Consider the following 24,159-nt stretch of genomic DNA (forward strand, 5'->3'; position numbering starts at 1 on the left):
TGGCGGCCTGCCCGCCGTGATTCGATTGCACTGCTATTCGCCAACCACCAGCCCCTTGAGCCGATATGATCGTCCACGGAAAATAGCGATTCGCTTGCCATCCTGATTGGTGACATGCACGTCGTAGATACCGGTGCGGCCCGCCAGCGAGTATTCGGTGGCCTGCGCCGTCAGTACATCCCCCTCGAACCCGGGCGCCAGATAATCAATGGTGCATCCCGAGGCAACCGTCACGGCATTGCGCGAGTTGCAGGCGAAGGCAAAGGTGCTGTCGGCCAGGGCGAAGATGAAGCCGCCATGGCAGGTTTTATGGCCATTGAGCATGTCCGGGCGCACCGTCATGCTCATGGCCGCCTGGCCCGGCCCCACCGATACGACTCGCGCCCCCAGCGCCTGCGACGCGGCGTCGTTGGCATACATGGTCCGGGCAGTCAGCTCGGCCAGTGCCTGGGGATCGTCGGGCAAAGCGTCCAAACCCTCTTCCTGGGCATTCGATGATGAAGCGCGCATTATTTCCCCTTGAACACAGCTTGCCGCTTACCCAGGAATGCCGAAACCCCTTCAGCATAATCGTGGCTGGCGCCCAGCTCGCGCATCAGGTCGCGCTCCAGGTCCAGTTGGTCGTCCAGGCTATTGGACAGGCTTTGGTTCAGGGCGCGCTTGGTATAGGCCAGGCCTTTGGTGGGCGCCGAGGCAAAATGGCCGGCCAGCTCATCCAGGCGGGATTCAAAGGCATCATCGGCGACACACTCCCAGATCAGCCCCCACTGCTCGGCCTTTTGCGCAGTCAGCTTGTCGCCCAGCAGGGAAAGCCCCATGGCCCGCGCCTGGCCGACCAGGCGCGGCAACACATACGTGCCGCCGGTATCGGGCAGCAGGCCCAGGCGGCAAAATGGCTGGATGAAGCTGGCGCTTTCCTTGGCAATGACAATATCGCCCGCCAGCGCCAGGTTGGCGCCAGCGCCGGCCGCCACGCCGTTGACCCCGACCACGACGGGCAAAGGCAGCGCACGCAGGCGGCGAACCAGCGGCGCATAGTACTTCTGGATCGTCTCGCCCAGGTCGACGGAGCCGCCGCCCGTTCCCATTTCGCGCTCGGACAGATCCTGCCCGGCGCAAAAACCGCGGCCGTTGCCCGTCAGTACCAATACTCTTGCCCCTTCGGCCTCGACCTTGTCCAGCGCATCGGCCAATTCGCCATGCATGGACGCCGTAAAGCTGTTCAGCTTGTCGGGGCGGTTCAAGACAATGCGGGCGATGCCCTGCTTCAATTCAAACTGGATGCTTTCGTAGCTCATGCTGTCTCCGGAAACTGATTGATGCTTAGGCGTGCCAACGAGTTTGCACCACACGGAAGCGGTTGGCGACATAGGCCGAGTCGGACAGGGCCGCATTGGCGGCGGGGTTCGCGCCGGTACCGTGAAAGTCGCTGAAGGCCGCCGTCTGATTCACAAAAACAGCGCCGGCCAGGTTCAGCGACAAAGACACCCCGGCACGCTCGGCGGCCTTTTGCGCCTTTTCAGCAATGGCTGCGTCGGTGGCATAAGCCGACAGGGACAAGGCGCCGTGATCCACCACCGTCTGCCTGGCCAATTCGATGCTGCTGTCGGTGGAGTCGGTCGCCACCACAAACACAATGGGGCCGAACCACTCTCGCTGGATCGCGGCATTGCCCGCATCGGTCTTCAACAGCAAGGGCGTGTGCACACGGGCGCCTTCAAACTGGGGGTGCGCCAGCCGCTGGCTGTCGGACAGTATGGACAGGCCCAGCGCGCGCGCTTCATCCAGGCGCCGCACAACGCCCTCGTTTTGAATGGCGCCCGTGATCTCGACGGCGCGTGCGGGATCGGCAACCAGCTTTTCCACCGCCTGCGCCAGGCCGGCGGCCACATCGTCAAAGCTCATATGGCCGTCAGCGGTCTTGATGCCGTCGCGCGGCACGTAGACGTTTTGCGGCGCGGTGCACATCTGGCCGGAATACAGGGCGAACGAAAAAGCCAGATTGCGCGCCACGCTCTTGAAGTCGTCGACGGAATCGATGATGACCTGATTCACGCCCGCTTTCTCGGTGTAGACCTGGGCCTGGCGCGCGTTCTGCTCCAGCCAGTTGCCGTTGGCGCTGCTGCCGGTGAAATCAATGAGCTTGACCGCGGGGTCCAGAGCCAGCGCCCGGGCCGTGTCGTCGTCCGCGCCATGCGCGGCCAGTTGCACGACATCGGGGTTGAAGCCGGCTTCGGCCAATACGTCGCGGGCAATCTGTACCGTAATGGCCAGCGGCAGGATGGCGCCCGGATGGGGCTTCACGATCAGCGTGTTGCCGGTCGCCAGGCTGGCAAACAGGCCGGGATAGCCATTCCAAGTCGGAAAGGTGGAGCAGCCGATCACCAGGCTGATGCCGCGCGGCACCACGGTGAATCGTTTCTGCATCTTGATGGGATCATGCTTGCCCTGCGGCTTCTCCCAGGTCACCAGGCCGGGGATACGGGCCATTTCCTGCCAGGCATAGGCCACAGCCTCCAGCCCCCGGTCTTGCGCGTGCGGCCCGCCTGCCTGGAAGGCCATCATGAAACCCTGGCCGGTGGTGTGCTGGACGGCATAAGCCATTTCAAAACTGCGCCGGTTCAGGCGGTGAAGGATCTCCAGCGACACGCCGACCCATGCCTGCGGACCGGCTTCGCGCCAAGTCTCGAGCGCCGCTTCCGACTGGTCAACCAGAGTCCGCGCCGGGACCTGCGGATAACGGATGTCCAGGGGAAATCCGAAAGGCGAGATTTCACTGCCGGTCTGGCCGGCAGCCCCTTCCTGCCGCAGGGGAAAATCCTTGCCGCGGTAGGCCTCAAAGGCAGCCCGGCCGTCATCGTTGGCGGTTTCGCCATACACGCGAGGGCTGGGGGATTCGGAAAACGGGCTCCAGTAGCCGCGCGAGGCCGCCGCCGCGACGGCCTGTTCCAGAACGCCCTGATGGGCCTTGAAAAAATCGGTCGACACAGTGCTTGCTCCTTAGAACACCGCCCGGGATCCGGCGCGGTCAATATGATTCAAATTTAAAGGAAAATCCGGACTTGCGGGGTATTGCCACCCGCTTTGGCGGGCGCCCTCAGGTTTCCTGGTCAAAATCGATGACCAGCTTGTCGGTCACGGGAAAGCTCTGGCAGCACAGCACAAAGCCTCGTGCGACCTCATAGTCTTCCAGCGCAAAGTTGGCATCCATGTCGACCTCGCCTTCGATGACTTTGCATCGGCAGGTGGAACAGACGCCGCCCTTGCAGGAATACGGCAGCTCTATTCCCTGGGCCAGGGCGGAATCCAGCACGCTGTCCTTGTTCTTTTCAATGGTCAGCGTGCGCGTCAGGCCATCCTGCACCACGGTGACTTCGCACAAGTCCTTGCCTGGCGCCTTGCGCGCCTCTTGGCCGGTACGCAGTGCGCGGGGCCCCTTGGGCGAACCGAACAGCTCGAACTTGATCTGCGATTTATCCAGGCCCTTGTTGCGCAGGGCCTGGGTAACCGATTCAGTCATGTCCTGCGGACCGCAGACAAAAGCGTAATCGATCCGGGACGGGTCCATCCACAGGGTCAGCAACTGCGCGGCCTTGGGACCATCCAGCCGCCCGTTGAACAGGTCGATATCCTGGTGTTCGCGGCTCATGACGTAGACCAGCGAAAAACGCTGCATGTAGCGGTTCTTGAGGTCTTCGATCTCTTCGCGGAACAGCACGGCCGACGAGGCACGATTGCCGAAGAACAGGGTGAAGGTGCTGACCGGCTCGGTCTCGAGCGCCGTTTTCACCAGGGACAGAATGGGCGTGATGCCGCTGCCGACCGCGAACGCCACGTAGTTACGGGCCTGTCCGGGGACAAAGTCGACGGTGAAATGACCGTCGGGCGGCATGACATCCAACTGCTGCCCCGAAGCCAGGTGCTCATTGGCCCAGCTGGAGAACTCGCCATCGTTCAGCCGCTTGATCGCAACACGCAATTGCCGGTCGCCTGGCGCCGCGCAAATGGAATACGACCTGCGCAGCTCGTTGCCATCGAGCTGGGTGCGCAGTGTCAGGTACTGGCCGGGGCGGAAAGAAAACTTATCGTGCAGTTCGCCAGGCACGTCGAATGTGACCACCACGGCGTCACGTGTGTTCTTGGCAACCGACGCCACTTTCAGGGAATAGAACTGATTCATCTAGTGCGCCTTAAAATAGTCGAATGGCTCGCCACAGGCATGACAGCGGTACAAAGCTTTGCAGGACGTCGAGCCGAAATGGCTGATGACACGGGTGTGGCTGGAGCCACATAGCGGGCATGGGACGGCCACCGCCGTGTTCTGGCGGGAAATCCCCGAAAAATCAATCGCCTTTTCGGCGGGCGGCGCAATGCCGTAGCCTTTCAGTGCCTTGCGGCCCTTCTCGGTCATCCAATCGGTCGTCCAGGCGGGCGACAGGCGGGTTTCGATGCGTACCTGCCGGATGCCCTGCGCCAGCAGGGCGGCCCGTATGTCGGCAGAAATTTCCTGCATTGCCGGACAGCCCGAATAGGTGGGCGTAATCGTGACCACGCACGTAGCGTCTTCCCAGGCAATGTCGCGGATCAAGCCCAGGTCGACGACCGACAGCACCGGAATCTCGGGGTCGGGCACGGCGGCCAGCCATTCCAGGACCTGCTCGTGGGCGGGGCGATGGGCAACGGCATTCACCAGGACGCTCCCGGATAGCTGCGCTGCAGATGCTGCATTTCCGCCAGCAAATACCCCAGCGCCTCGGTGTGGCGGCCCTGCACGCCGCCCTGATGGGCAGGATGCCTGGCTTCATCGGCGTCGGGCAGGCTCAGCGTGGCTTCGCTCAGGACGGCGCCGACATGGTCGAGCCAGGCCGGCCACAGGCTGGCGTGGGCGGGCGCAAGCCGTCGTTCAGCCAATGCCAGCGTTACCTCGTCATCCAGGAACAGTTCGCCGACGAAACGCCAGGCATCGTTGACGGCCTCTTGCATCCTGGCATGGCTCTGGGCCGTGCCATCGCCCAGGCGGACCAGGATATCGGAGGAACGCCGCACGTGGTAGCTGACTTCCTTGATGGACTTTTCAGCGATGGCCGCCACGCGCTCATCGCCCGAGGTACAGAGCGCCTGAAGCAGAAAATAATGCCAGACATCGAAGAAGAACTGACGCGCGATGGTATTGCCGTAATGGCCGTTCTCGCGCTCCACCAACAGGTAATTGCGGTACTCGGGCGCATCGCGCAAGTAAGCCAGTTGGTCTTCATCGCGCGACGCGCCTTCGAGTTCGCCGGCCAGCGTCAGCCACAGACGCGCCTGCCCAAGCAGATCGAGCGCCACGTTGGTCATGGCCAGGTCTTCTTCAAGCGCCGGGCCATGGCCCGTCCATTCCGACAGGCGGTGGGAAAGTATCAGATTGGTATCGCCCATGCGCAGCGAATACTGGAACAAAGCGTGGTCCATACGGCCTCCTACATATGTTTGACTTCTTCCGGCATGGGAAAGAAAGTAGGATGGCGATAGACTTTGCTATTGGCCGGTTCGAATAGCGGCTGCTTGTCGTCGGGGCTGCTGGCCACAATGTCGGCGGCCTTCACGACCCAGATGCTCAGGCCTTCGTTGCGGCGCGTATAGACATCCCGCGCGTTGTTGATGGCCATTTCCGCATCGGATGCGTGCAGGCTGCCCACATGCTTATGCGCCAGGCCATGCTGGCTTCGAATGAACACTTCCCACAGGGGCCATGCTTTTTGATTCATTGTCGTCTCCGCGGGGCGGCGCCAGGGCTGCCCCAATCAGGTTAACGCGCCAATACGGGGTCAGGCGACCGCCCGCTTGCGCGCTTGCTTGTCGGCATAGGCCGAGAACGCGTCCCGCACCCAGGCGCCGTCTTCATGAGCGCGAACACGCGCCTCCAGGCGTTCGCGGTTGCATGGGCCGTTTCCTTTGATCACCGCATAAAACTCAGCCCAGTCAATCTCGCCGAAATCGTAATGGCCCCGCTCTTCATTCCATGTGAGATCGGGATCAGGCACTGTGAGGCCCAGGTATTCGGCCTGGGGCACGGTCTGGTCGACCATTTTCTGGCGCAGCTCGTCGTTCGAGAACAGCTTGATGCGCCATTGCATGGACTGCGCGCTATTGGGCGAGTCGGCGTCGGACGGCCCGAACATCATGAGCGCCGGCCACCACCAGCGGTTCAGGGCTTCCTGGCACATGTCTTTCTGGGCTTGCGTGCCGTGCCGGCACATCTGGATCAGCAAGTCATAGCCCTGGCGCTGATGGAAGGATTCTTCTTTACAGACACGCACCATGGCACGCGCATAAGGGCCGTAGGAACAACGGCAAAGCGGGATCTGGTTGATGATGGCCGAACCGTCTACCAGCCAGCCTATCATCCCGATATCGGCCCAGGTCAAGGTGGGATAGTTGAAGATGCTGGAATACTTGGCCTTGCCCGAATGCAGGTCGTCGACCAGGTCGTCGCGCGACACGCCCAGTGTTTCGGCGGCGCTGTACAAATACAGGCCGTGACCCGCTTCGTCCTGCACCTTGGCCAGCAAAATCGCTTTGCGCTTGAGCGTGGGCGCGCGCGTGATCCAATTGCCTTCGGGCAGCATGCCCACGATTTCAGAATGGGCGTGCTGGGAAATCTGCCTGACCAGTGTCTTCCGGTAGGGTTCGGGCATCCAGTCTTTCGGCTCGATCCGCACGCCCTCGTCGATGCGTTGCTGAAAGGCCTGCTCGGACCCGGTCAGTTCATCGACGGAACGAACACTCTTGACCCCGGTTTCAACGAGTTGCGCATACATGATGGCGGTCTCCTGTCTTGGTTTGCGGGCGGCGCCTGGATCGCCGGGCCGTCTTCATGCATTCATTATTTAATACAAAAATATTGATGTCAATCAAATTTTAGTATCAAATAGGCCTTGGGCGGCATCCCCCGCAGCACTTTCGTATAAGATGGCTTGCCGCCACGGACACGCTTGCCATGCACGATACCCAGCCCACGCTACAACATCTGATACACGCTTTGCTCGAACGGGACCCCCCGCGCGCAAAGTCGCTGTGCGTGACCCTGCTGGGCGATGCCATCGAGCCTCACGGCGGCAGCATCTGGCTGAGCCATCTGATCGAACTGGTCACGCCCCTGGGCATCAACGAGCGGCTGCTGCGCACAAGCGTCTTCAGGCTGGTGGCGCAAGACTGGCTGCAATCCGAGCGGCACGGGCGCCGCAGCCTGTATCGCCTGAGCGAGCATGGGAAAGAGCTGACCCGCCAGGCCTCGGGCCGAATCTACGAAGGCTCGCCCCCACAGTGGCAAGGCGACTGGACGCTCGTCGTGCTGCCGCGCTTTGGCAACGGCAGCCTGAGCAAACGCAGTGAAGTGCGGCGGGAATTGATCTGGGCGGGTTTCGGCGCCATCGCGCCCGGCATTTTTGCCCTGCCCCGCAACCAGACCGCGCCCGCCCATAAAGTGCTCAGCAAGCTCAAACTCAGCGCCAAGGCCCTGGTCCTGGGCGCGCATGAAATGAATCAGGGGAAAGGCTTGCTGATCAGCGACCTGATCGCGCAATGCTGGGACCTGGAAGGGGTTGCCCAGCAATATCGGAATTTCTCGGAGACTTTCGGCCCCATGCTGACCGCCATCGACAACGGCATGCGCCCGTCCCAGGCCTATGCATTGCGGGCGCTGACCCTACATGAGTGGCGCCGGATCGTCTTGCACGATCCCCAGTTGCCCCGGCAGATGCTGCCCCAGGACTGGCCCGGCCACGCGGCGCGGGAACTATGCGGCGTGCTGTACTGGCGGGTATTCGATCTGGCCGAAGCGCACCTTGACGAGGTGCTGGGGCAAGATCCCCTGCATTACCAGACGCTCCAGCCCTATGTGCACGAGCGTTTCGGCGGCCGGAACAAATCGTCCCGCTCCCAGGCGGCGGCATGAAGGACGTTGGGCGGTACACGCACTGCGCCCCGCATCGGGGCTCACAATTTTATAAAATGCTCGCGATAATGCTTGAGTTCGTCGATCGACTCGTAAATATCCGCCAGCGCCTCGTGCCGGCTTTTCTTGACGAAACTTTTATAGACTTCGGGCTTCCAGCGCAGCGACAGCTCTTTCAGCGTGCTGACATCAAGATTGCGGTAATGGAAAAAAGCTTCCAGCCGGGGCATGTACTTGACCATGAAACGGCGGTCCTGCCCGATCGTATTGCCGCACATGGGCGACTTTCCGGCGGGGACATGCTGGGCCAGGAAAGCCAGCAACTGGGTTTCGGCCTGCTCTTCGGTCAGGGTCGACGCCTTGACCTTGTCGATCAGCCCGCTCTTGCCGTGGGTGGACTGATTCCATTTATCCATGGCATCAAGCAAGGCATCGCTTTGATGTATAACCAGTACAGGGCCTTCGGCCACGAAGCTGAGGTCGGCCTCGGTAATGACGACCGCCACTTCGATAATGCGTTCCTTTTCGGGGTCCAGGCCCGTCATTTCCATGTCGAGCCACACTAAACGCTGATCATTCGCCGCCATACTGTCATCCTTCGTTAAAACAGAGATTTTCGCATACGCCCGCTTCCTATGTTTACCTTGTTGTTTATTGCCTTTCTACTGGCGGACATTCTTATCCGTTTCTGGCTCGATCATCGCCAGATGCGTCATGTGCGCGCGCACCGTGACCAAGTTCCCGCCGAGTTCGCCGACCGCATCGGCCTGCATAGCCATCAACGGGCGGCTGACTACACCATTGCAAAAATCCAGTTCTCCATGGTGGAGCGCATCACCGAGGCCGCTGTCCTGGTCTGCCTGACCCTGCTGGGCGGCCTGCAGATCCTGGATATGCAGCTGGGCCTGCTGATCGAGAACGAGATGCTGCGCCAACTGGCGCTGATCGGCGCCGTGCTGGCCTTGCTCGGGGCCATCGGCCTGCCGTTCTCGGCCTGGCGCAAGTTCAGGCTGGAAGCCCGCTTCGGATTCAACCGCGTCACGCCCCGCCTGTTCGTGCTGGACACCGTCAAGACCTTGATCGTCACGCTGGCGGTGGGCGCGCCCCTGGTCGCGGGCGTGCTGTGGGTCATGGCCAATGCCGGCGCCAATTGGGTCTGGTGGGCCTGGGGCATATGGGTCGCCTTCAATTTCCTGATACTGTGGCTGTTTCCGACAGTGATTGCGCCGCTTTTCAACAAGTTCACGCCGCTGGACAACCCGGAGATGGCCGAGCGCATCCACCAGTTGGCGCAACGCTGCGGCTTTTCGCTCGGAGGGCTGTTCGTCATGGACGGGTCCAAGCGTTCGGCCCACGGCAACGCGTATTTCACGGGCTTCGGCAAGGCCAGGCGCATTGTCTTTTTCGACACGCTGCTGGCACGCCTGAACATCGACGAGATCGAGGCGGTGCTGGCGCATGAGCTGGGGCATTTCAAGCATCGGCACATCATCAAGCGCATGCTGGTCAGCTTCGGCCTTGCCCTGGCTTTCTTTCTGCTGCTGGGCTGGCTCTCCACACAAGTGTGGTTCTATGCCGGCCTGGGGGTGCTGCCCCAGTTGGGCAGGCCTAACGACGCTCTGGCGCTGATTCTGTTTTTCCTGGCCATGCCGGTCTTCACCTTCTGGGCCACGCCGCTGGCCAGTTGGCTATCGCGCCGCGACGAGTTCCAGGCCGACCGCTACGCCGCCGGCCAATGTTCATCGGACTGGCTGATCTCGGCCCTGGTCAAGCTGTACGACGATAACGCGGCGACCCTTACGCCCGACCCCTTACACTCAGCGTTTTACGATAGCCATCCGCCTGCCGTGCTGCGCATACAACACCTGAAACATGGATAAAGCCCCTGCCCTGCAGGGGCGCATTATCGCGGCCCACGGCCGCCACTATACGGTCGAACTGCCCGATGGGAGCCTGCGCAAATGCTTTCCGCGCGGCAAGAAAGCCGGTGCCGCAGTGGGCGACCGCGTTCGTATTTCTCCGCAGGGCGCCGACGAGGGCGCCATCGATGAAATCCTCGAGCGCCGCAACCTGCTGTACCGATCCGACGATATGCGCACCAAGCAGTTTGCGGCCAATGTGGATCAATTGCTGATCGTCGTCGCGCCCGAACCGCTGTTTTCCGACGATTTGCTCGGTCGTGCGCTGGTTGCCGCGCGCAGTGCCCACATAGAACCCATCGTCATCCTGAACAAAACCGACCTGCACGCCAGTCTGCCCAAGGCGCGAGAGCGCCTGGCAACCTTATCCAAGGCCGGCCTGCGCATCATCGAGGTCAGCGCCCTAGCGCCCGAGCAGGTGAAAACGACGCTGGCGCCGCTGCTGCGAGGCCGCAACAGCCTGCTGCTGGGACAAAGCGGAATGGGCAAATCGACCCTGCTCAATACCCTGGTCCCGCAGGCGCAGGCCCCTACGCAAGCGCACTCGCAAGCCTTGGGCGCGGGCAAGCACACGACCACCAGCACCCGCCTGTATCATCTGCCCGATCATGGCGGCGACCTGATTGATTCTCCGGGTTTCCAGGCCTTCGGCCTTTATCACTTGTCGTCGACGGAGATCGAACAAGGCTTTCCCGAGTTCAGCGAAGGCGTAAAACACTGCCGTTTTTATAATTGCACGCACCGCCACGAACCGGGTTGCGGCGTCCTGGCCGCCTTGGCGCGGGGCGACATCCCGGTGGAGCGCCACGAGCTGTACAAGCGGATACTGGCTGAAAACGAGGCGCAGGGCCGATATTGAAACCGCTGGCCCAGGGCTATTTAACGCGCTTATCGGCCTGGTCTTCCGCCGCGGCCAGATAATGATAGAAGTTGCGTATCAAGGCAGCGGTGGCCCCCCAAATAAAGTAGGACTGCCAGGTGATGGAAAAATAGTAGCGATGCCCGCCATCGGGCAGATTGGCCTGATGCAGGCGATGCAGACGCGTATCCATCAATACCGACAAAGGCACCTCGAAGACTTCGGCCACCTCGGTCTTATCGGGGGTAATGGTGAACCCCGGGCGTATAAGCCCGATAATCGGCTTCATGGTAAAGCGGGTCGACGTCAAAAAACCCGGCTGCGTGCCGATCAAGCGGATGAACTCCGGCGCCACACCGATTTCTTCCTGCGTTTCGCGCAAGGCAGCCGCCACGGCATCGCGATCGGTCGCCTCGATGCGCCCGCCCGGAAATGAAATCTGCCCGGCGTGATCATACAAATGCGAGGCCCGCCGGGTGAACAGCACATGCAGGCCCGACGGGCGCTGCACCAGCGGGAACAGGACTGCCGCCTGGATGACATTATCGAATTGAACCGTGTCGGCCTGAAAAGACTGGGTGAACACAGGTTCCACCTGCCACCGCACCGGACAGGAGAAAGCATGGCAGATGAAGTCGGCCTCTAGGCTGGCGGGCGCCAGCGCAAGCAAGGCATCACTTTGGACAATAGGCTGCGTCTGGGGATCGAAACCCGTGGCAATAACACGCCTGCTTCCAGAAGGTAATATGCTTTGCGACATAAAATTCATAAAACAAAGGCACCCGCCGGGTGCCTTTGCTGGTTTGTATCGGAAACTTGCGGCTTATTCTGCAGCAACCTTCTTGGCCGACTTGCGCACCAGTTTTTCTTTAATGCGAGCGGCTTTACCCGAGCGGCTGCGCAGATAATAAAGTTTAGCACGGCGGACATCGCCGCGGCGCTTGACTTCGATGCTGGCGATTTGCGGAGAATAAAGCTGGAACGTACGTTCAACAGCTTCGCCCGAAGAGATCTTGCGGACGATGAAAGAAGAATTAAGACCGCGATTGCGTCGGGCAATTACAACGCCTTCGTAAGCCTGGACGCGCTTGCGGGCGCCTTCAACCACGTTTACATTAACAACTACGGTGTCGCCAGGGCCAAACGAGGGCTTGGCTTCGCCGCCGGTCAGGCGGGCGATTTCTTCTTGTTCAAGAAGTTCGATCAGGTTCACGGTGAACACTCCAGGTTTCATCTTGAAGCAGGCGCATTATTGCTGTTGTTGCGCTATCTATATAACGCAAAGCCCGTCAGAGGATGAGTTAGCAAAGCCTGCTATTGTACAGGCAAACGCTTTTTTTTAAAAGCCGCCAACCGCCCCCAACCACATCAGGCCCGGAATGGTGGCGCCCCATACCGCAACCAGGCAGACGTCGGCCACCATGGCGCCACGCGTGAGGCTGGCGGGCTTCTTGTTGCCGCTGCGTGCCGGAAAAGGCCATTTGGAGGGCGGGTTCTTGGGATGAGAAGTCTTCATTTTTTGTCTCGCATGAAAAGCGGCTGGTGTTGACATCAACACGGGCGCCTGCTTGGCAGGCGGCCTGCAGCGGGCCGCAAACAACACTGTTTAAACATACAGCTAGTCCGTAAGACGAACTGTACAAAACAACAGTATATTTTGCAAGCTTTTATTTTCAGGCGTGACGAGCGCGCGACATCATGGCCGGGGCAAGCGGATGGCAAAGCCAGGAAGCCCTGCCGCCGCCACCATGAAAAACACCCCAAAGGCTGGCTTGGCGTCCAGCCTTTGGGGTGCGGTGCGTACGTCTGAACGCTTACTTGTTGGGCTGAGGCGTTACGCGCAGGTAGGGGCGCACTTCCTGGTAGCCCTTGGGGAATTTCTCTTTCAGGACGGCTTCGTCTTTCAGGGACGGGACAATGATGACATCGTCGCCGTCTTCCCAGTTCACCGGCGTGGCCACGCTGTGGCTGTCGGTCAGTTGCAGGGAATCGAGCACCCGCAGGATTTCATTGAAGTTGCGGCCCGTACTGGCCGGATAAGTCAGGGTCAGGCGCACTTTCTTGGCGGGATCGATGATAAACACTGAACGAACCGTCGCCGTGGTGCTGGCGTTGGGGTGGATCATGTCGTACAAGGTCGCAACCTTGCGATCCTGGTCGGCCAGGATAGGGAATTCCACCTTGGTGTTCTGGGTGTCGTTGATATCTTCGATCCACTTCTTGTGCGACTCGGCATCGTCCACCGATACGGCAATCACCTTGGCGTTGCGCTTGGCGAACTCGCCCGCCACAATCGCGGTGTAGCCCAGCTCGGTGGTGCAAACCGGCGTGAAGTCGGCCGGATGGGAAAACAGAACACCCCAGCCGTCACCCAGGAACTCATGAAACTTGATCTTACCAACGGAGGAATCTTGTTCGAAATCAGGGGCGGTATCGCCCAAACGCAGTGTCGTCATGGCAGCTCTCTTTATGGTGAAACAACAGACAGAAATGGTATGCCATATATTGTGGCAGCATAAGCAAGCTAGTGGAAATAAGTTTTACATATAACCTTATGTGCTCTGAACCATACTGGCATAGCCGCTCGCAACCTCTCCCTCTAGAATAGAAGCCGACAAGGCCTCGGCCCGCGGCAGTATCTGGGCAGCATAGAAAACACTGGTCGCCATCTTCTGCTTGTGGAAACCCGATGCCTGGCCCGCGCGGACATGCTCGGCGCATGCCAGCGCGGCCCGGGCCATCTGCCAGCCGGCGTGAACCACGCCAGCAAGCATCAAATAAGGAACGCTGCCCAGAAACACGGCGCGTAGATGGCTGCCCGCATTGCCCAATACAAAATCGGTGGCGCGCTCATAACCGTCTACGCCTGCCGCCAGGCGCCTGGCGATCAATGCCAGCCCTGGCGCATCGGCCCCGGAGCCGGCGCTGGCCTCTTCAAGCTGGGCAACGGTGGCGCGCATGGCCTGCGACAGCGCCTTGGCCACCGCCCCGCCGTCGCGCAACACTTTGCGCCCCACGAAATCATTGGCCTGGATGGCCGTCGTCCCTTCGTAAATGGGCAGTATCCGCGCATCGCGGTAATACTGGGCCGCGCCCGTTTCTTCGATGAAGCCCATCCCCCCGTGCACCTGGATGCCCAGTGAAGCCACCTCGACCGACAATTCGGTGGAAAAGCCTTTGACCACCGGCACCAGATACTCGTACAGCGCCTTGTTGCGCCCCTGCTCGGCCGCATCCGGGTGGCGGCGCGACTTGTCGCAAGCGGCCGCGGCCACATAAGCCAGCGCCCGCGCGCCTTCGGTCAACGCCCTCATGGTCAAAAGCATGCGCTGTACATCGGGGTGGTTGGCAATGGCCACCGGCCCTGCGGAGCCTTCCAGCGCCTGGCCCTGCATGCGCTCGTGCGCGTAGGCGGTGGCATGCTGCAGCGCCCGCTCCGACAGGGCAACCCCCTGTATGCCCACGGCATAGCGCGCGGCGTTCATCATGATGAACATATATTCGAGCCCGCGATTTTCCTGGCCCACGAGATGCCCTACCGCGCCTTCGCCCACGTCGCCCTTGCCCGATCCATACAACAGCACGGCGGTGGGGCTGCCGTGGATGCCCAGCTTGTGTTCAAGCGAAGCGCACCAGACATCGTTGCGCGCGCCCAGCGAACCGTCTTCATTGACCAGGTATTTGGGCACGATGAACAGCGAAATGCCTTTGACGCCCTTGGGCGCGTCCGGCGTGCGCGCCAGCACCAGATGCACGATATTTTCCGCCATATCGTGCTCGCCGTAGGTAATGAAGATCTTTTGCCCTGAAAGCCGGTACGTGCCATCGTCCTGCCTGACCGCCCGCGTAGCGACTTGGGCCAGATCGGAACCCGCCTGGGGTTCGGTCAGATTCATGGTCCCCGTCCAGCGGCCTTCCAGCATGGGAGGAATGAACAAAGACTGCTGCGCGTGCGTACCCACCGCCGTCAGCGCTTCGATGACCCCGTCCGTCAGCAGCGGGCACAAGGAAAACGACAGGTTCGCGGCATTGATGTTTTCGCTGGCAGGCGCGCCCACCAATTTGGGCAGGCCCTGGCCGCCCCACTCCTGCTCGTGCTGCAGTCCCTGCCAACCGCCTTGCGCAAACTCACTGAATGCCTGCTTGAAGCCGGGCGACGTCCGGACTGCGCCGTCCGACCAGGTGGCTGGCTCGGTATCGCCGCTGCGATTGAGCGGCGCAATCGCCTGTTCGACAAAACGGGCGTTTTCCTCGAGCACCGCATCGACCAGATCGCCGGATACTTCCTCGAAGCCCGGCAAGGCCAGCACGCCGTCAAGATCGGCCAATTCATTCAGAATGAAGCGGATATCCTGGGTAGGGGCGCGATAAGTCATAGAGTCTCCGTGAGTCATAATCAACAAGACGTCCTGTCGAGGCATCGACAGGACGTTTCAATCGGCATTCGGCATTGATGGCAATGAAGCGTCCAAACTATTTTGCCATGTCTGGCCTACCCGTCCACTGTACCGTTTTTTACGGGTCAAGGCACGAGCACGACCGACCCCAATGGCTTGCGCGATTCCAGGTCGGCATGAACCGACGCGGCATCGCTCAGGCCTCTGCGATGTCCGGCATCAACCCGTATGGCGCCCCTTCTGATGGCTTGAAATACCTGGTCCGCCAGTTGCCTGAATTCGGCCGGGTCCTGGACGAATGTGGCCAATGTAGGCTTGGCCAGGAAAACAGACCCTTTCTGCGCCAGGACACCGATATCGAACGGCGGCACGGCACCGCTGGCCTGCCCGTAGCTGACCATGACCCCCAGCGGGCGCAGGCAGTCCAGCGAGCCGGAAAAAGTGTCCTTGCCGATAGAGTCGTACGCAACATCGACGCCACGGCCTGCGGTGAGCGCTTTCACCTGCGCACTGAAATCACCCTGATTGTGCAGGATGACATGGCCGCAGCCCGCCGCCGCGGCAATAGGCATTTTGTCATGGGAACCAACGGTTCCGATGACGATCGCCCCCAGGTGCTTGGCCCATTGGCACAACATCTGCCCGACCCCGCCCGCGGCAGCGTGCACCAGCAGGGTATCGCCCGGGCCGACCGGATAGATTCTGTGCAGCAAATAGTACGCCGTAATGCCCTTCACCAAGCAGGCCGCCGCCTGCTCATCGGAAATGAAATCGGGCAGCTTGACCAAGCGCGCCGCGGGGATAAGGCGCTTCTGCGCATACGCGCCGCGCACCATGCAATACGCGGCACGGTCACCCGGCTCGAAACCGCTGACATCCGGCCCGACCGTCTCGATCACCCCCGCCGCTTCGACACCCAGCACGGCGGGATGCGGGATGGCATACTGCCCTTCGGTCGCCGTGCGATGGTAAAGGTCGATCAGGTTGACGCCGATGGCGGTTTGCCTGAGCAGCACTTCGCCGCTGGCGGGCGTCCCCAATTCGACCGAAGCAAACTCCAGTACATCGATGCCGCCGGGCCCGGTAGTCTGGACAACCTTGATCATGTTAATGGCTGCCTCCCAGTTCGATGCGGCCGGAAACGACATTGAAGATAAAGCTGAAATCCTTGCCGCCGTGGCCTTCGTCGACCGCAGCCTGGTACAAGGCAGCCACCTGCGCGGCAATCGGCGTGGCCGTGGACGCCCCCGCGGCGGTCGTCTGCGACAGCTTCATGTCCTTCAGCATCATGGCCATGGCAAAGCCGGCGGCATAGTCGCGATTTGCCGGCGAAGCCGGAGCGGGGCCCGGCACCGGGCAATACACTTGCAAAGCCCAGCAATTCCCCGACGCCTTGGTCATCACGTCGTAGACCGTCTGGTAATCAAGACCCAGCCGTTCAGCCAACGTCAGGGCTTCGCTCAAGGCGACCATGCTCATGCCCGCCATCATGTTGTTGCAGATCTTCATGGCCTGGCCGCAGCCCGCCTCGCCCACATGGACCTGAGACGTCCCCATGCACTTGAGTATGGGAAGCGCCTGTTCAAAGGCCGCTTTCGTCCCGCCGACCATGAACACGAGCGTCGCCGCCTCGGCGGCCGGCACGGCCCCCGACACCGGCGCATCGACCATGGTGAAGCCCGCTGCGCCCGCGGCCTGGTTGACCGCCCTGGAACTCTCGACGTCGATCGTCGAACTATCGATCAGCAGCGTGCCGGGCCGGGCGTTTTCCAGCACCCCGCCTTCCCCCTCGTAGACCGTACGCACATGCTGCCCCGTTGGCACCATGGAAACGACGGCATCTGCCTGCCGGACCGCCTCGGCAATGGATTCGGCGACTTTCCCGCCGGCCGCCGCCAGCCGGTCCCGATAGCTTTCCTGCAAGTCGAAGCCAACCACCGCATAGCCCGCTTTCAATAAATTCTTGCACATGGGCAAGCCCATGTTACCCAGTCCTATAAATGCAATTGTGGACATGAAATGCCTCCTTCTGCGCAAGCCGGCCTGGCAGCGCGCTCACGCCGCCGGCCGCCTTGCCCTGGTTTTATCGGAATCAGCTTTTCTGCTTGACCCGTTCGCACTTGCTTTCGGAAAGCGGAATGGTGACCTGCTCGGCGGGAAGCGTGCGCAGTACCTTGTAATAGTCCCAAGGCCCTTTCGACTCGGCGGGGGTCTTGACCTGGATCAGGTACATGTCATGTTCCATGCGACCGTCTTCACGCACCTTGCCGTTCGTCGCGAAGAAATCGTTGACCGGCATTTCCCGCATTTTCTCGGCAACTTCCTTGCCATCGAGCGTACCGGCGGCCTTCGCCGCTTTCAGATAATGCAACACCGAGGAGTACACACCCGCCTGGACCATGCCCGGCTTGCGCTTGGTCCGCGCTTCGAACTTCTGCGCAAACTCGCGGCTGGCGTCATCGCGGTCCCAGTAATAAGCCGTGGTAGCCACCAGGCCATTCGCTTTGTCGAGCCCCAGCGCATGGACGTCGCTGATCACCAGCGCCAGCGCCACCAAGCGCTGCCCCTGCTCGACCAAGCCGAAGTCAGCCGCCTGCTTGATGGCGTTGACCGTATCGGTCCCGCCATTGGCCAGGCCCACGATCTGCGCCTTCGACGACTGCGCCTGCAGCAGGAAAGAGGCAAAGTCCGGGGTGTTGACCGGATGATTGACCTGCCCCTTCACGGTGCCGCCGTTGCTGGTGACGGTTTTAGTCAGGTCGGCGGCCATCTGGGCGCCAAACGCATAGTCCGCGGCCAGGATGAACCACTCTTTGCCGCCGTCCTGCAACACGCCGCGCGCGGTGCCGACCGAAGACGCATAGGTGTCGAACGCCCAGTGAAAGCCCGTGGGCGAGCAGCTTTCATTCGTCAGCCGGGTGGAAAACGGTCCCGAAGCGAGCGTGACCTTGCCGCGCTCTTGCGCCAGGCCCTGCACCGCCAGGGCGACGGCGGAGTTGGTCAAGTCGGCAATCACCTCGACCTTGTCCACGTCGAACCACTTGCGTGCCGTCGAGGTGGCGATGTCGGTTTTATTTTGGTGGTCGGCGGAAATGACCTCGATTTTCTTGCCGAGCAATTCCCCGCCAAAATCATCGACGGCCATCTGGGCGGCAACGACCGACGTCGCACCGCCAAAATCGGAATACAGGCCCGACTGGTCATTCAACACGCCAATACGCATGACGTCGTTGGCGGCAAGAACGGGGGATGCCGCAAAGCATGCGGCCAGCCCAAGGGATAGCATTGTTTTTTTCATTTCATGTCTCCTTTGTGGTTTTCAATCCAGATTGATGATGATGGTTTTCTTATGAGTGAAATGGTCAAGCATCGCCTCCAGAGATGCTTCTTTGCCAAGGCCGGACTGCTTTATGCCACCGTATGACAGCCCAGGCTGCGCCACGATGTTCTGATTGACCTGGACCAGGCCCGCCTGGAGCCGCTGCGTCGCGTCCATGGCCACCTTCAAGTTCTTCGTCCAGATCGTCGCGGCCAGCCCAAAGTCGGAATCGTTGGCCTGCTCGATGACCTCTTCGTAATGCTTGAATGGAATGATGCAGGTCACGGGACCGAAGATTTCCTCGCGCGCTACCCGATGATCATTGGCAATGCCGGTAAAGATCACAGGCTGGACAAAAAGGCCTTTCTTGAACTGCGGATCGTCGGGCACGGCCGACAAGCGCCGGATGCGCACGCCGGGCTCTTGCTCGCCCAGCTTGATGTAGGTGTTGACCCGCTCGAACTGCCCCGGGGAAATGATGGTGCCGATATCCGTTTCCTCGTCCAGCGGGTCGCCCATTTTCATGGCATTGACCTTTTCGGCGACCTTGTCCACGAAGGCATCGATAATGGATTCGTGGACAAACATGCGGGATGCAGCCGTGCAGCTTTGCCCCTGGCGCGTAAAACGCATGCCGGCCACGGCGCCCGCGACGGCCTTGTCCAGGTCGGCATCGTCCATCACGATCATCGGGCTTTTTCCGCCCAGCTCCAGCGTAACCGGAATGAGCTTTTCCGCTGCCGCGCGTGCAATGTAGCGCCCCGTCTCGACCGATCCGGTGAAGGTGACCTTGCCCACCTTGGGGTGCGCCACCAGCGGAGCGCCGCATTCCGGACCGAAACCCGACAAGATATTGGCGACGCCTGCCGGCAGGACCTGATTCAGGATTTCTATGATGCGCAGGGCGGCCAGGGGGGCTTCTTCCGCCGATTTCACAACCACCGTATTGCCGGCGGCCAGCGCTGGCGCAATCTTGAACGCCATGAGCATCAACGGCGCATTCCAGGGAAGAATGGCGCCCACGACACCGATGGGCTCGCGCTGGGTCAGGGTCAGCATGGAGGGCGAAAACGGGACGGTTTCCCCTTTCAGTTCGCCGGCCAGCCCGCCATAGAAGGTAAAGCAATCCGCAACCACCATGGCCTCCGGCCGGCTCTCGGTCCGGATGGCTTTGCCGGTTTCCAGCGCCAGCAGCTGGGCGATTTCCTCGGCCTGGTCCTGCAAGCGCGTGGCGCATTCGTTCAACAGTTTGCCGCGCGCGCGCGCAGGCATCCTGGCCCATTCTTTCTGAGCCTTGGCCGCTGCATCGACGGCCGCGTTCACGTCGGCATCCGTGCCATTGGCCGCCTGGCCGATTTCCTGCCCGGTGGCCGGATTGACGACCGGGAACGTTTGTCCCGACACCGCGGCAACAAGCCGCCCATCAATAAAATGCCTGCCCGACAACCGGCGCGCCAAATCGGCCGCCGCCGTACCCGTATGTAATGTATCCGCCAAGATAGTCTCCCGTCCTTCAGTTGATTTTTAATATTCCAGTCATTGTGACGCGCACTGTTCCAATAAACCAGGCACGCCCGGCCAGGCCGGCAGTGCGCCCGTCATCAGTTTGCCGTTTCGCGGCTCAACTTCGCGAGCCGCAAGCCCTGCTCCCCCTCGGTCCTGGCGAACCGGGTGAAGTCTTCAACGGATTTCGATGGCGCCACTTCTTCGTAAACCGTCGCAAAGTTTTTCTTTACGTCGGCGTCCTGCAGTACCTCGTTGCTGGCCTTGAACAGCACGTCCACAATCTCCGGGGGCGTGCCTTTAGGCGTAAAAATGCCCCACCAGTTTGCAATGCCGTACCCAGGCAGGCCCAACTGCGAAATCGGCTGGTACTGCGGAATGAGCGCGGAAGGTTCAGCCGACGTAATGCCCAGCCCTATCGCTTTGCCCGTATCGATGGCGCTCCGGGCGGACGGCGCTGTGGCGAACGACACATCGGTATCGCCAGCGGCGACCGATTGTGTCGCCGCCGCACCGCCCTTGAACGGAATGTGCATCAGTTGGGTCTTGCTCAGCTCCATGAATTCCACGGCCCCAAGGTGGGTAATCACGCCGTTGCCGGACGAGGCCACATTGATCGTGCCCGGCGCCTTCCTGGCCTTTTCCAGCAAATCCGCCACACTGCTTATGCCTGACTTCTTGCTGGCAATCAGGATCATGGGGGAGACCGTCAGCCTGGCAACCGGCATGAAGTCATCAGGCGTGTAACTGACGTTGTACAGCGCGGTATCGCTGCCCATGACGCTGGCATTGCCCAGATAAAGGGTATAGCCGTCGGGCTTTGCCTTGGCCACTTGGCCCGCGGCAATCGTGGAACCGGCGCCCGGCTTGTTCTCCACCACCACGGGTTGCTGCAGGATTTTGCTCAGCGCGTTGGCATACACCCGGCCCACGCTATCGGCGCCGCCTCCCGGGGGGAAACCCAGGACGAGCGTAATCGGTTTCGTGGGATAAGCCGGCTGCGCCCAGGCGGCTGCCGCAACAAACAAGGTCATGCCGGCTACGGCCCATCGTGAAATTTTTTTCAATGTTGTCTCCTTTGCTTTCATATTCATTACTTTTATCTCTGCAAGCACTTGCGCTTCACGTACCGGTGAAAACGGGCGGCCGCTTCTCTTTCCATGCCAGGGCGCCTTCCGCGATATCGTCCGATGACTCGGACTGGCGCACCCCTTGTTCAATGTCATCCGTCTGAACTTGCGCCCGCGCAATCAGATTCAGGTGTTTTTTGATGCCCAGCAAGGCAATGGGCGCCATGCCGGCCAGCAAATGGCTCAGCGCATCGACACGCGCCTGCAAATCATCCGCCTGAACCAGTTCGGTCAGGAATCCAATCCGCAGCATTTCCTGGGCGTCTATCTTTTCCGCCGTCAGGAACAGCCGTTTTGCCTGGTTCAGGCCCAGCCTGGATATATAGCGGGACATGCCCCCGGGATAAAAATGCAAGCCCAGCCTGGCTGCCGGCATGAACATATTGGCGCCGGGCGAACCCACCCGGAAATCGCAGGCCAGGGACAGATCCGTCCCCCCGCCATACGCGCCCCCATGGATGGCCGCAATCGTGACGGGACGGGCATTTTCGATGATGTCTATGGTTTCACCAAAGTACAGGGAGCTGGGCGCATCGTCGGCGGCGAGCGAAGAAATATCGTAGCCGCTGCAAAAATACTTGCCTTCCCCCATGAAGCGCAGGACCAGTACATGCTTTTCCCGGTTCACCGTATCGATGTGGCGACGCAGTGTTGCCAGGTCGTCCGGGCTCAAGCGGTTGGCCTGCGCGGGCTTGCGAAAGCGAATGGTCGCGATGGCGCCATCCACCGACAACTCGGGAGCGATCGAATCGCCTTCCGCCTGTTTAGCGTGTCTTGCTTGCTGCATCTCTGTACCTCATGTTCATACGCGCAGCTGCGCTTCAGCCGGCCTGGTGGATGATTTTCTTTTCCAGCAAACGCTGGATCTCATCCGCATCAAAACCGAAATCGGAAAACACACTGGCCGTATGCTGGCCGAACAAGGGCGGCGCGCTGCGAACCGTATTGGCGCCCCCCATGTTCGACAGGTTGACGGGCAGCCCAACCTGCTTGATCTCGCCCACGGTCGGATGCTCTGCGCTCTGGACGATGCCGCAGGCCAGGACCTGCTGGTCGTTGAACACATCTTCAAGGTTGTTGATGGGGCCGGCGGGGATGCCGTGCTCGATCATCAGCGGCGTCCATTCCATCCGCGTCTTCCGTTTCAGGCTGGTCTCGAGCAGCTCTTTCAGCACATGCCTGTTCTGCATGCGGTCGGCGTTCGATATGAAACGGGGGTCCGTCGTCAGTTCGTCGAGTTCAAGAATGGCGCAAAGCTTGCACCACATGGCCTGCGTGGCGGGCGCCAGGTTCAGGGGGCCATCGGCCGTATCGAAGGTCCCGTAAGGCGCGATGACGGGATGCACATTCCCGCAAGGCTGCGGCACTTCGCCCACACTGAGATAGCGTTGGCCCTGGACGCTGAGCAAGCCCATGAGGCTGGCCAGCAGCGAGGTGTCGACATGCTGGCCCAGGCCCGAGTTTTTACGCTCGACCACGGCGGCGAGAATCCCGATGACGACCCACATCCCGGCGGTCAGGTCGCCGATGGCCGTGCCCACCCGGGTCGGGCCCGACTCGAGCGTGCCGGTCAGGCTCATGAACCCGGAATAGCCCTGGGCGATCTGATCGAAACCCGCCCATGACTTGGCGGGGCCCTTGCGGCCGAACCCCGAGATCGATGCCATGATGATGTCGGGCCTTTCACGGGCCAGTTCCTGGTAGCCCAGTCCCATGCTTTCCATGGTGCCGACCTTGAAGTTTTCGACCACGATGTCCGACTTGAGCGCCATCTGCCTGATCAGGGCCAAACCCTCGGGGCTGCGAAAATCGATGCCTATCCCTTTTTTATTGCGATTGGCGCTAAGATAATAAACGCTTATGTCGCTATCGAACGGCCCCCACTGGCGTACCATATCGCCGTCCGGCGTGGGCTCCACCTTGATCACTTCGGCCCCCAGATCGGCCAGAATCATCGTACTGAAAGGCCCTGATAGGGCTCGGGTCAAATCCAGAACTTTCAACCCGGCTAGAGGCAGGCTCATGCTGTTCGTCTCCTTTATATTGTTTTTCATCATAGGCAAGGAAACGCAGCAGGAAAAATACTTTTTTACGATCAAGCCATAAGCTAAACTTATTCCTTCAACGCCCCTCCGGCGCGCATCATTCAGCAACCGCGGACCTGAACATGAATCTAAAACAGCTACAGTACTTCGTACGGGTATTCGAAATGCAGAACATGACCAGGGCGGCGGAAAGCCTGCATGTGGCCCAGCCCGCGCTGAGCCAGCAGATCGCCTTGCTGGAAGATGATCTGGGGGTGCGTTTGCTGACACGGGGCGCAAAGGGGGTGCAGGCCACCAATGAAGGCGCCCTGCTCTACCGGCATGCGCAAACCATACTCAGGCAGGTCGATACCACGCGCAGCCTGTTGGCCAAGAGCGATACCCAGATCGCCGGCACGGTGTCTATCGGCCTGGCGTCCAGCACGGCCCGCATGATCGCGCTCCCCCTGATGAAGCGGGTCAAGCAGGAAATTCCGGGGGTGGTGCTGGAAATCGTGGATATTCCCAGCGCTGACCTGACCAAGCTGGTGCTGCAGGGCCGTGTCGACTTTTCCTTGTCGCCGGACCAGCAAGCCATCAAAGGCATCGCCATCACCCCGCTGATGATCGAGGATCTATACCTGCTTACCCATGCCAGCGTGAAACTTCCCGCCAAAGACGTCCCGATCAGCCAGATCGTGGATATCCCCTTGATACTGCCCAGCTTGCCCAATCAGTTGCGGGCGCGCGTCGATCACGCCTTCATGCTGGCGCGCCTGACCTACCATTTGTTTGCCGAGGCCAGCACCTCCGCCATTTTGATCCCCGCGGTGCGCGAAGGCCTGGCCGCCACCATCCTGCCCTACTCGTCGGCGCACCCTGAAATCACAAACGGGATCATCCGATCTCACTCGCTGGACTTCAGCCTTTCGCGCGAAATCTCGCTCTGCGCCAGCATCAGCGCGCCAGAGAACCCCGCCGTCCAGAAAGTCGTCTCGCTGACCAAGGCAGTGATCAAGCAACTGATCCATGACAAATACTGGCCCGGCTGCAAGATGCTTTATTGACGCCC

Annotated in this window: 25 protein-coding genes; 4 read left to right on the forward strand and 21 right to left on the reverse strand. The window is 60.8% G+C overall.

The features are described 5' to 3' along the window. Positions 1-33 precede the first annotated feature (33 nt). The 8 genes from paaI to paaA form a co-directional block, all read right to left on the reverse strand. Positions 34-510: a hydroxyphenylacetyl-CoA thioesterase PaaI gene (gene paaI, locus RE432_RS15905; protein ID WP_310934489.1), complete on the reverse strand. Its 477-nt coding sequence runs from the start codon at positions 508-510 to the stop codon at positions 34-36. Next, positions 510-1,298 carry a 2-(1,2-epoxy-1,2-dihydrophenyl)acetyl-CoA isomerase PaaG gene (paaG, locus tag RE432_RS15910; protein WP_310934491.1) on the reverse strand — a complete coding sequence of 263 codons (789 nt, stop codon included), beginning with the start codon at positions 1,296-1,298 and terminating at the stop codon, positions 510-512. The genes paaI and paaG overlap by 1 nt, the downstream gene beginning before the upstream one ends. Before the next feature lie 25 nt (positions 1,299-1,323). Beyond that, positions 1,324-2,988, reverse strand: a complete 1,665-nt coding sequence (gene paaN / locus RE432_RS15915; protein WP_310934493.1) for a phenylacetic acid degradation protein PaaN — start codon at positions 2,986-2,988, stop codon at positions 1,324-1,326. 109 nt (positions 2,989-3,097) lie between these two features. Continuing rightward, the gene (paaE, locus tag RE432_RS15920) at positions 3,098-4,180 is read right to left on the reverse strand and encodes a 1,2-phenylacetyl-CoA epoxidase subunit PaaE (RefSeq protein ID WP_310934494.1); all 1,083 of its coding nucleotides are present in this window, start codon (positions 4,178-4,180) and stop codon (positions 3,098-3,100) included. Then, entirely contained in the window at positions 4,181-4,690 is a 510-nt protein-coding gene (gene paaD, locus RE432_RS15925; RefSeq protein ID WP_310934495.1) for a 1,2-phenylacetyl-CoA epoxidase subunit PaaD, read from the reverse strand. Beyond that, complete coding sequence (gene paaC, locus RE432_RS15930; RefSeq protein ID WP_310934497.1) at positions 4,687-5,451, reverse strand: 1,2-phenylacetyl-CoA epoxidase subunit PaaC; 765 nt, start codon at positions 5,449-5,451, stop codon at positions 4,687-4,689. Before paaC ends, paaD begins: the two co-directional genes overlap by 4 nt. An 8-nt stretch (positions 5,452-5,459) precedes the next feature. Continuing rightward, positions 5,460-5,747 carry a 1,2-phenylacetyl-CoA epoxidase subunit PaaB gene (gene paaB / locus RE432_RS15935; RefSeq protein WP_310934498.1) on the reverse strand — a complete coding sequence of 96 codons (288 nt, stop codon included), beginning with the start codon at positions 5,745-5,747 and terminating at the stop codon, positions 5,460-5,462. A 60-nt stretch (positions 5,748-5,807) separates the two neighbouring features. After that, a complete protein-coding gene (paaA, locus tag RE432_RS15940) occupies positions 5,808-6,800 on the reverse strand; it encodes a 1,2-phenylacetyl-CoA epoxidase subunit PaaA (RefSeq protein WP_310934499.1) in 993 nt (330 codons plus the stop codon). Between the two features lie 179 nt (positions 6,801-6,979). Here paaA and paaX point away from each other — a divergent pair, with 179 nt between their 5' ends. Next, positions 6,980-7,936 (forward strand): phenylacetic acid degradation operon negative regulatory protein PaaX, encoded by a 957-nt coding sequence (gene paaX / locus RE432_RS15945; protein ID WP_310934500.1) that lies wholly within the window; start codon positions 6,980-6,982, stop codon positions 7,934-7,936. Positions 7,937-7,977: 41 nt separating this feature from the next. Here the strand turns inward: paaX and orn are convergent, their stop codons facing one another. After that, positions 7,978-8,523: an oligoribonuclease gene (gene orn, locus RE432_RS15950; protein ID WP_310934501.1), complete on the reverse strand. Its 546-nt coding sequence runs from the start codon at positions 8,521-8,523 to the stop codon at positions 7,978-7,980. Between the two features lie 48 nt (positions 8,524-8,571). On the opposite strand from orn, the gene RE432_RS15955 reads away from it, so the two are divergent. Then, positions 8,572-9,816: a M48 family metallopeptidase gene (locus tag RE432_RS15955; RefSeq protein WP_310934502.1), complete on the forward strand. Its 1,245-nt coding sequence runs from the start codon at positions 8,572-8,574 to the stop codon at positions 9,814-9,816. After that, positions 9,809-10,714, forward strand: a complete 906-nt coding sequence (gene rsgA / locus RE432_RS15960) for a ribosome small subunit-dependent GTPase A (RefSeq protein WP_310934503.1) — start codon at positions 9,809-9,811, stop codon at positions 10,712-10,714. The genes RE432_RS15955 and rsgA overlap by 8 nt, the downstream gene beginning before the upstream one ends. Before the next feature lie 16 nt (positions 10,715-10,730). Here the strand turns inward: rsgA and RE432_RS15965 are convergent, their stop codons facing one another. The 12 genes from RE432_RS15965 to RE432_RS16020 form a co-directional block, all read right to left on the reverse strand. Then, entirely contained in the window at positions 10,731-11,474 is a 744-nt protein-coding gene (locus RE432_RS15965) for a CoA pyrophosphatase (protein ID WP_310934505.1), read from the reverse strand. 63 nt (positions 11,475-11,537) lie between these two features. Beyond that, positions 11,538-11,927: a 50S ribosomal protein L19 gene (rplS, locus tag RE432_RS15970; protein WP_310934506.1), complete on the reverse strand. Its 390-nt coding sequence runs from the start codon at positions 11,925-11,927 to the stop codon at positions 11,538-11,540. 126 nt (positions 11,928-12,053) lie between these two features. Beyond that, positions 12,054-12,230 carry a hypothetical protein gene (locus tag RE432_RS15975; protein ID WP_310934507.1) on the reverse strand — a complete coding sequence of 59 codons (177 nt, stop codon included), beginning with the start codon at positions 12,228-12,230 and terminating at the stop codon, positions 12,054-12,056. Between the two features lie 298 nt (positions 12,231-12,528). Then, complete coding sequence (locus tag RE432_RS15980) at positions 12,529-13,170, reverse strand: peroxiredoxin (RefSeq protein ID WP_310934508.1); 642 nt, start codon at positions 13,168-13,170, stop codon at positions 12,529-12,531. A 96-nt stretch (positions 13,171-13,266) separates the two neighbouring features. Continuing rightward, positions 13,267-15,090, reverse strand: coding sequence for an acyl-CoA dehydrogenase (locus RE432_RS15985; protein WP_310934509.1), 1,824 nt, complete (start codon positions 15,088-15,090; stop codon positions 13,267-13,269). A gap of 146 nt (positions 15,091-15,236) precedes the next feature. Then, entirely contained in the window at positions 15,237-16,217 is a 981-nt protein-coding gene (locus tag RE432_RS15990; RefSeq protein WP_310934511.1) for a quinone oxidoreductase, read from the reverse strand. A 1-nt stretch (position 16,218) separates the two neighbouring features. After that, the gene (mmsB, locus tag RE432_RS15995) at positions 16,219-17,127 is read right to left on the reverse strand and encodes a 3-hydroxyisobutyrate dehydrogenase (protein WP_310934512.1); all 909 of its coding nucleotides are present in this window, start codon (positions 17,125-17,127) and stop codon (positions 16,219-16,221) included. Between the two features lie 76 nt (positions 17,128-17,203). Next, positions 17,204-18,409 carry an ABC transporter substrate-binding protein gene (locus RE432_RS16000; protein WP_310934513.1) on the reverse strand — a complete coding sequence of 402 codons (1,206 nt, stop codon included), beginning with the start codon at positions 18,407-18,409 and terminating at the stop codon, positions 17,204-17,206. A gap of 21 nt (positions 18,410-18,430) precedes the next feature. Beyond that, positions 18,431-19,927, reverse strand: a complete 1,497-nt coding sequence (locus tag RE432_RS16005) for an aldehyde dehydrogenase family protein (protein WP_310934514.1) — start codon at positions 19,925-19,927, stop codon at positions 18,431-18,433. A 104-nt stretch (positions 19,928-20,031) separates the two neighbouring features. Beyond that, the gene (locus RE432_RS16010) at positions 20,032-21,000 is read right to left on the reverse strand and encodes a tripartite tricarboxylate transporter substrate-binding protein (protein ID WP_310934515.1); all 969 of its coding nucleotides are present in this window, start codon (positions 20,998-21,000) and stop codon (positions 20,032-20,034) included. Between the two features lie 55 nt (positions 21,001-21,055). Next, a complete protein-coding gene (locus RE432_RS16015; RefSeq protein WP_310934516.1) occupies positions 21,056-21,850 on the reverse strand; it encodes an enoyl-CoA hydratase/isomerase family protein in 795 nt (264 codons plus the stop codon). A 34-nt stretch (positions 21,851-21,884) separates the two neighbouring features. Then, positions 21,885-23,087, reverse strand: a complete 1,203-nt coding sequence (locus RE432_RS16020; RefSeq protein ID WP_310934517.1) for a CoA transferase — start codon at positions 23,085-23,087, stop codon at positions 21,885-21,887. Between the two features lie 143 nt (positions 23,088-23,230). On the opposite strand from RE432_RS16020, the gene RE432_RS16025 reads away from it, so the two are divergent. Continuing rightward, positions 23,231-24,154 carry a LysR substrate-binding domain-containing protein gene (locus RE432_RS16025; protein WP_310934518.1) on the forward strand — a complete coding sequence of 308 codons (924 nt, stop codon included), beginning with the start codon at positions 23,231-23,233 and terminating at the stop codon, positions 24,152-24,154. The last annotated feature ends 5 nt before the right edge of the window (positions 24,155-24,159 follow it).

The organism is Pusillimonas sp. SM2304 (assembly GCF_031628915.1).
GTDB lineage: Bacteria > Pseudomonadota > Gammaproteobacteria > Burkholderiales > Burkholderiaceae_B > Pusillimonas_C.

Excerpts from the sequence above, each read along its gene's own strand:
- paaG (WP_310934491.1), bottom strand. The coding sequence starts at position 1,298 with ATGAGCTACGAAAGCATCCAGTTTGAATTGAAGCAGGGCATCGCCCGC.
- RE432_RS16015 (WP_310934516.1), bottom strand. The coding sequence starts at position 21,850 with ATGCAGCAAGCAAGACACGCTAAACAGGCGGAAGGCGATTCGATCGCT.
- paaB (WP_310934498.1), bottom strand. The coding sequence starts at position 5,747 with ATGAATCAAAAAGCATGGCCCCTGTGGGAAGTGTTCATTCGAAGCCAG.
- RE432_RS15990 (WP_310934511.1), bottom strand. The coding sequence starts at position 16,217 with ATGATCAAGGTTGTCCAGACTACCGGGCCCGGCGGCATCGATGTACTG.
- RE432_RS15975 (WP_310934507.1), bottom strand. The coding sequence starts at position 12,230 with ATGAAGACTTCTCATCCCAAGAACCCGCCCTCCAAATGGCCTTTTCCG.
- RE432_RS15965 (WP_310934505.1), bottom strand. The coding sequence starts at position 11,474 with ATGTCGCAAAGCATATTACCTTCTGGAAGCAGGCGTGTTATTGCCACG.
- rsgA (WP_310934503.1), top strand. The coding sequence starts at position 9,809 with ATGGATAAAGCCCCTGCCCTGCAGGGGCGCATTATCGCGGCCCACGGC.
- RE432_RS16025 (WP_310934518.1), top strand. The coding sequence starts at position 23,231 with ATGAATCTAAAACAGCTACAGTACTTCGTACGGGTATTCGAAATGCAG.
- paaE (WP_310934494.1), bottom strand. The coding sequence starts at position 4,180 with ATGAATCAGTTCTATTCCCTGAAAGTGGCGTCGGTTGCCAAGAACACA.
- RE432_RS16020 (WP_310934517.1), bottom strand. The coding sequence starts at position 23,087 with ATGAGCCTGCCTCTAGCCGGGTTGAAAGTTCTGGATTTGACCCGAGCC.
- mmsB (WP_310934512.1), bottom strand. The coding sequence starts at position 17,127 with ATGTCCACAATTGCATTTATAGGACTGGGTAACATGGGCTTGCCCATG.
- RE432_RS15985 (WP_310934509.1), bottom strand. The coding sequence starts at position 15,090 with ATGACTTATCGCGCCCCTACCCAGGATATCCGCTTCATTCTGAATGAA.
- RE432_RS15980 (WP_310934508.1), bottom strand. The coding sequence starts at position 13,170 with ATGACGACACTGCGTTTGGGCGATACCGCCCCTGATTTCGAACAAGAT.
- paaI (WP_310934489.1), bottom strand. The coding sequence starts at position 510 with ATGCGCGCTTCATCATCGAATGCCCAGGAAGAGGGTTTGGACGCTTTG.
- RE432_RS16000 (WP_310934513.1), bottom strand. The coding sequence starts at position 18,409 with ATGAAAAAAACAATGCTATCCCTTGGGCTGGCCGCATGCTTTGCGGCA.
- paaX (WP_310934500.1), top strand. The coding sequence starts at position 6,980 with ATGCACGATACCCAGCCCACGCTACAACATCTGATACACGCTTTGCTC.
- paaA (WP_310934499.1), bottom strand. The coding sequence starts at position 6,800 with ATGTATGCGCAACTCGTTGAAACCGGGGTCAAGAGTGTTCGTTCCGTC.
- orn (WP_310934501.1), bottom strand. The coding sequence starts at position 8,523 with ATGGCGGCGAATGATCAGCGTTTAGTGTGGCTCGACATGGAAATGACG.
- RE432_RS15955 (WP_310934502.1), top strand. The coding sequence starts at position 8,572 with ATGTTTACCTTGTTGTTTATTGCCTTTCTACTGGCGGACATTCTTATC.
- paaC (WP_310934497.1), bottom strand. The coding sequence starts at position 5,451 with ATGGACCACGCTTTGTTCCAGTATTCGCTGCGCATGGGCGATACCAAT.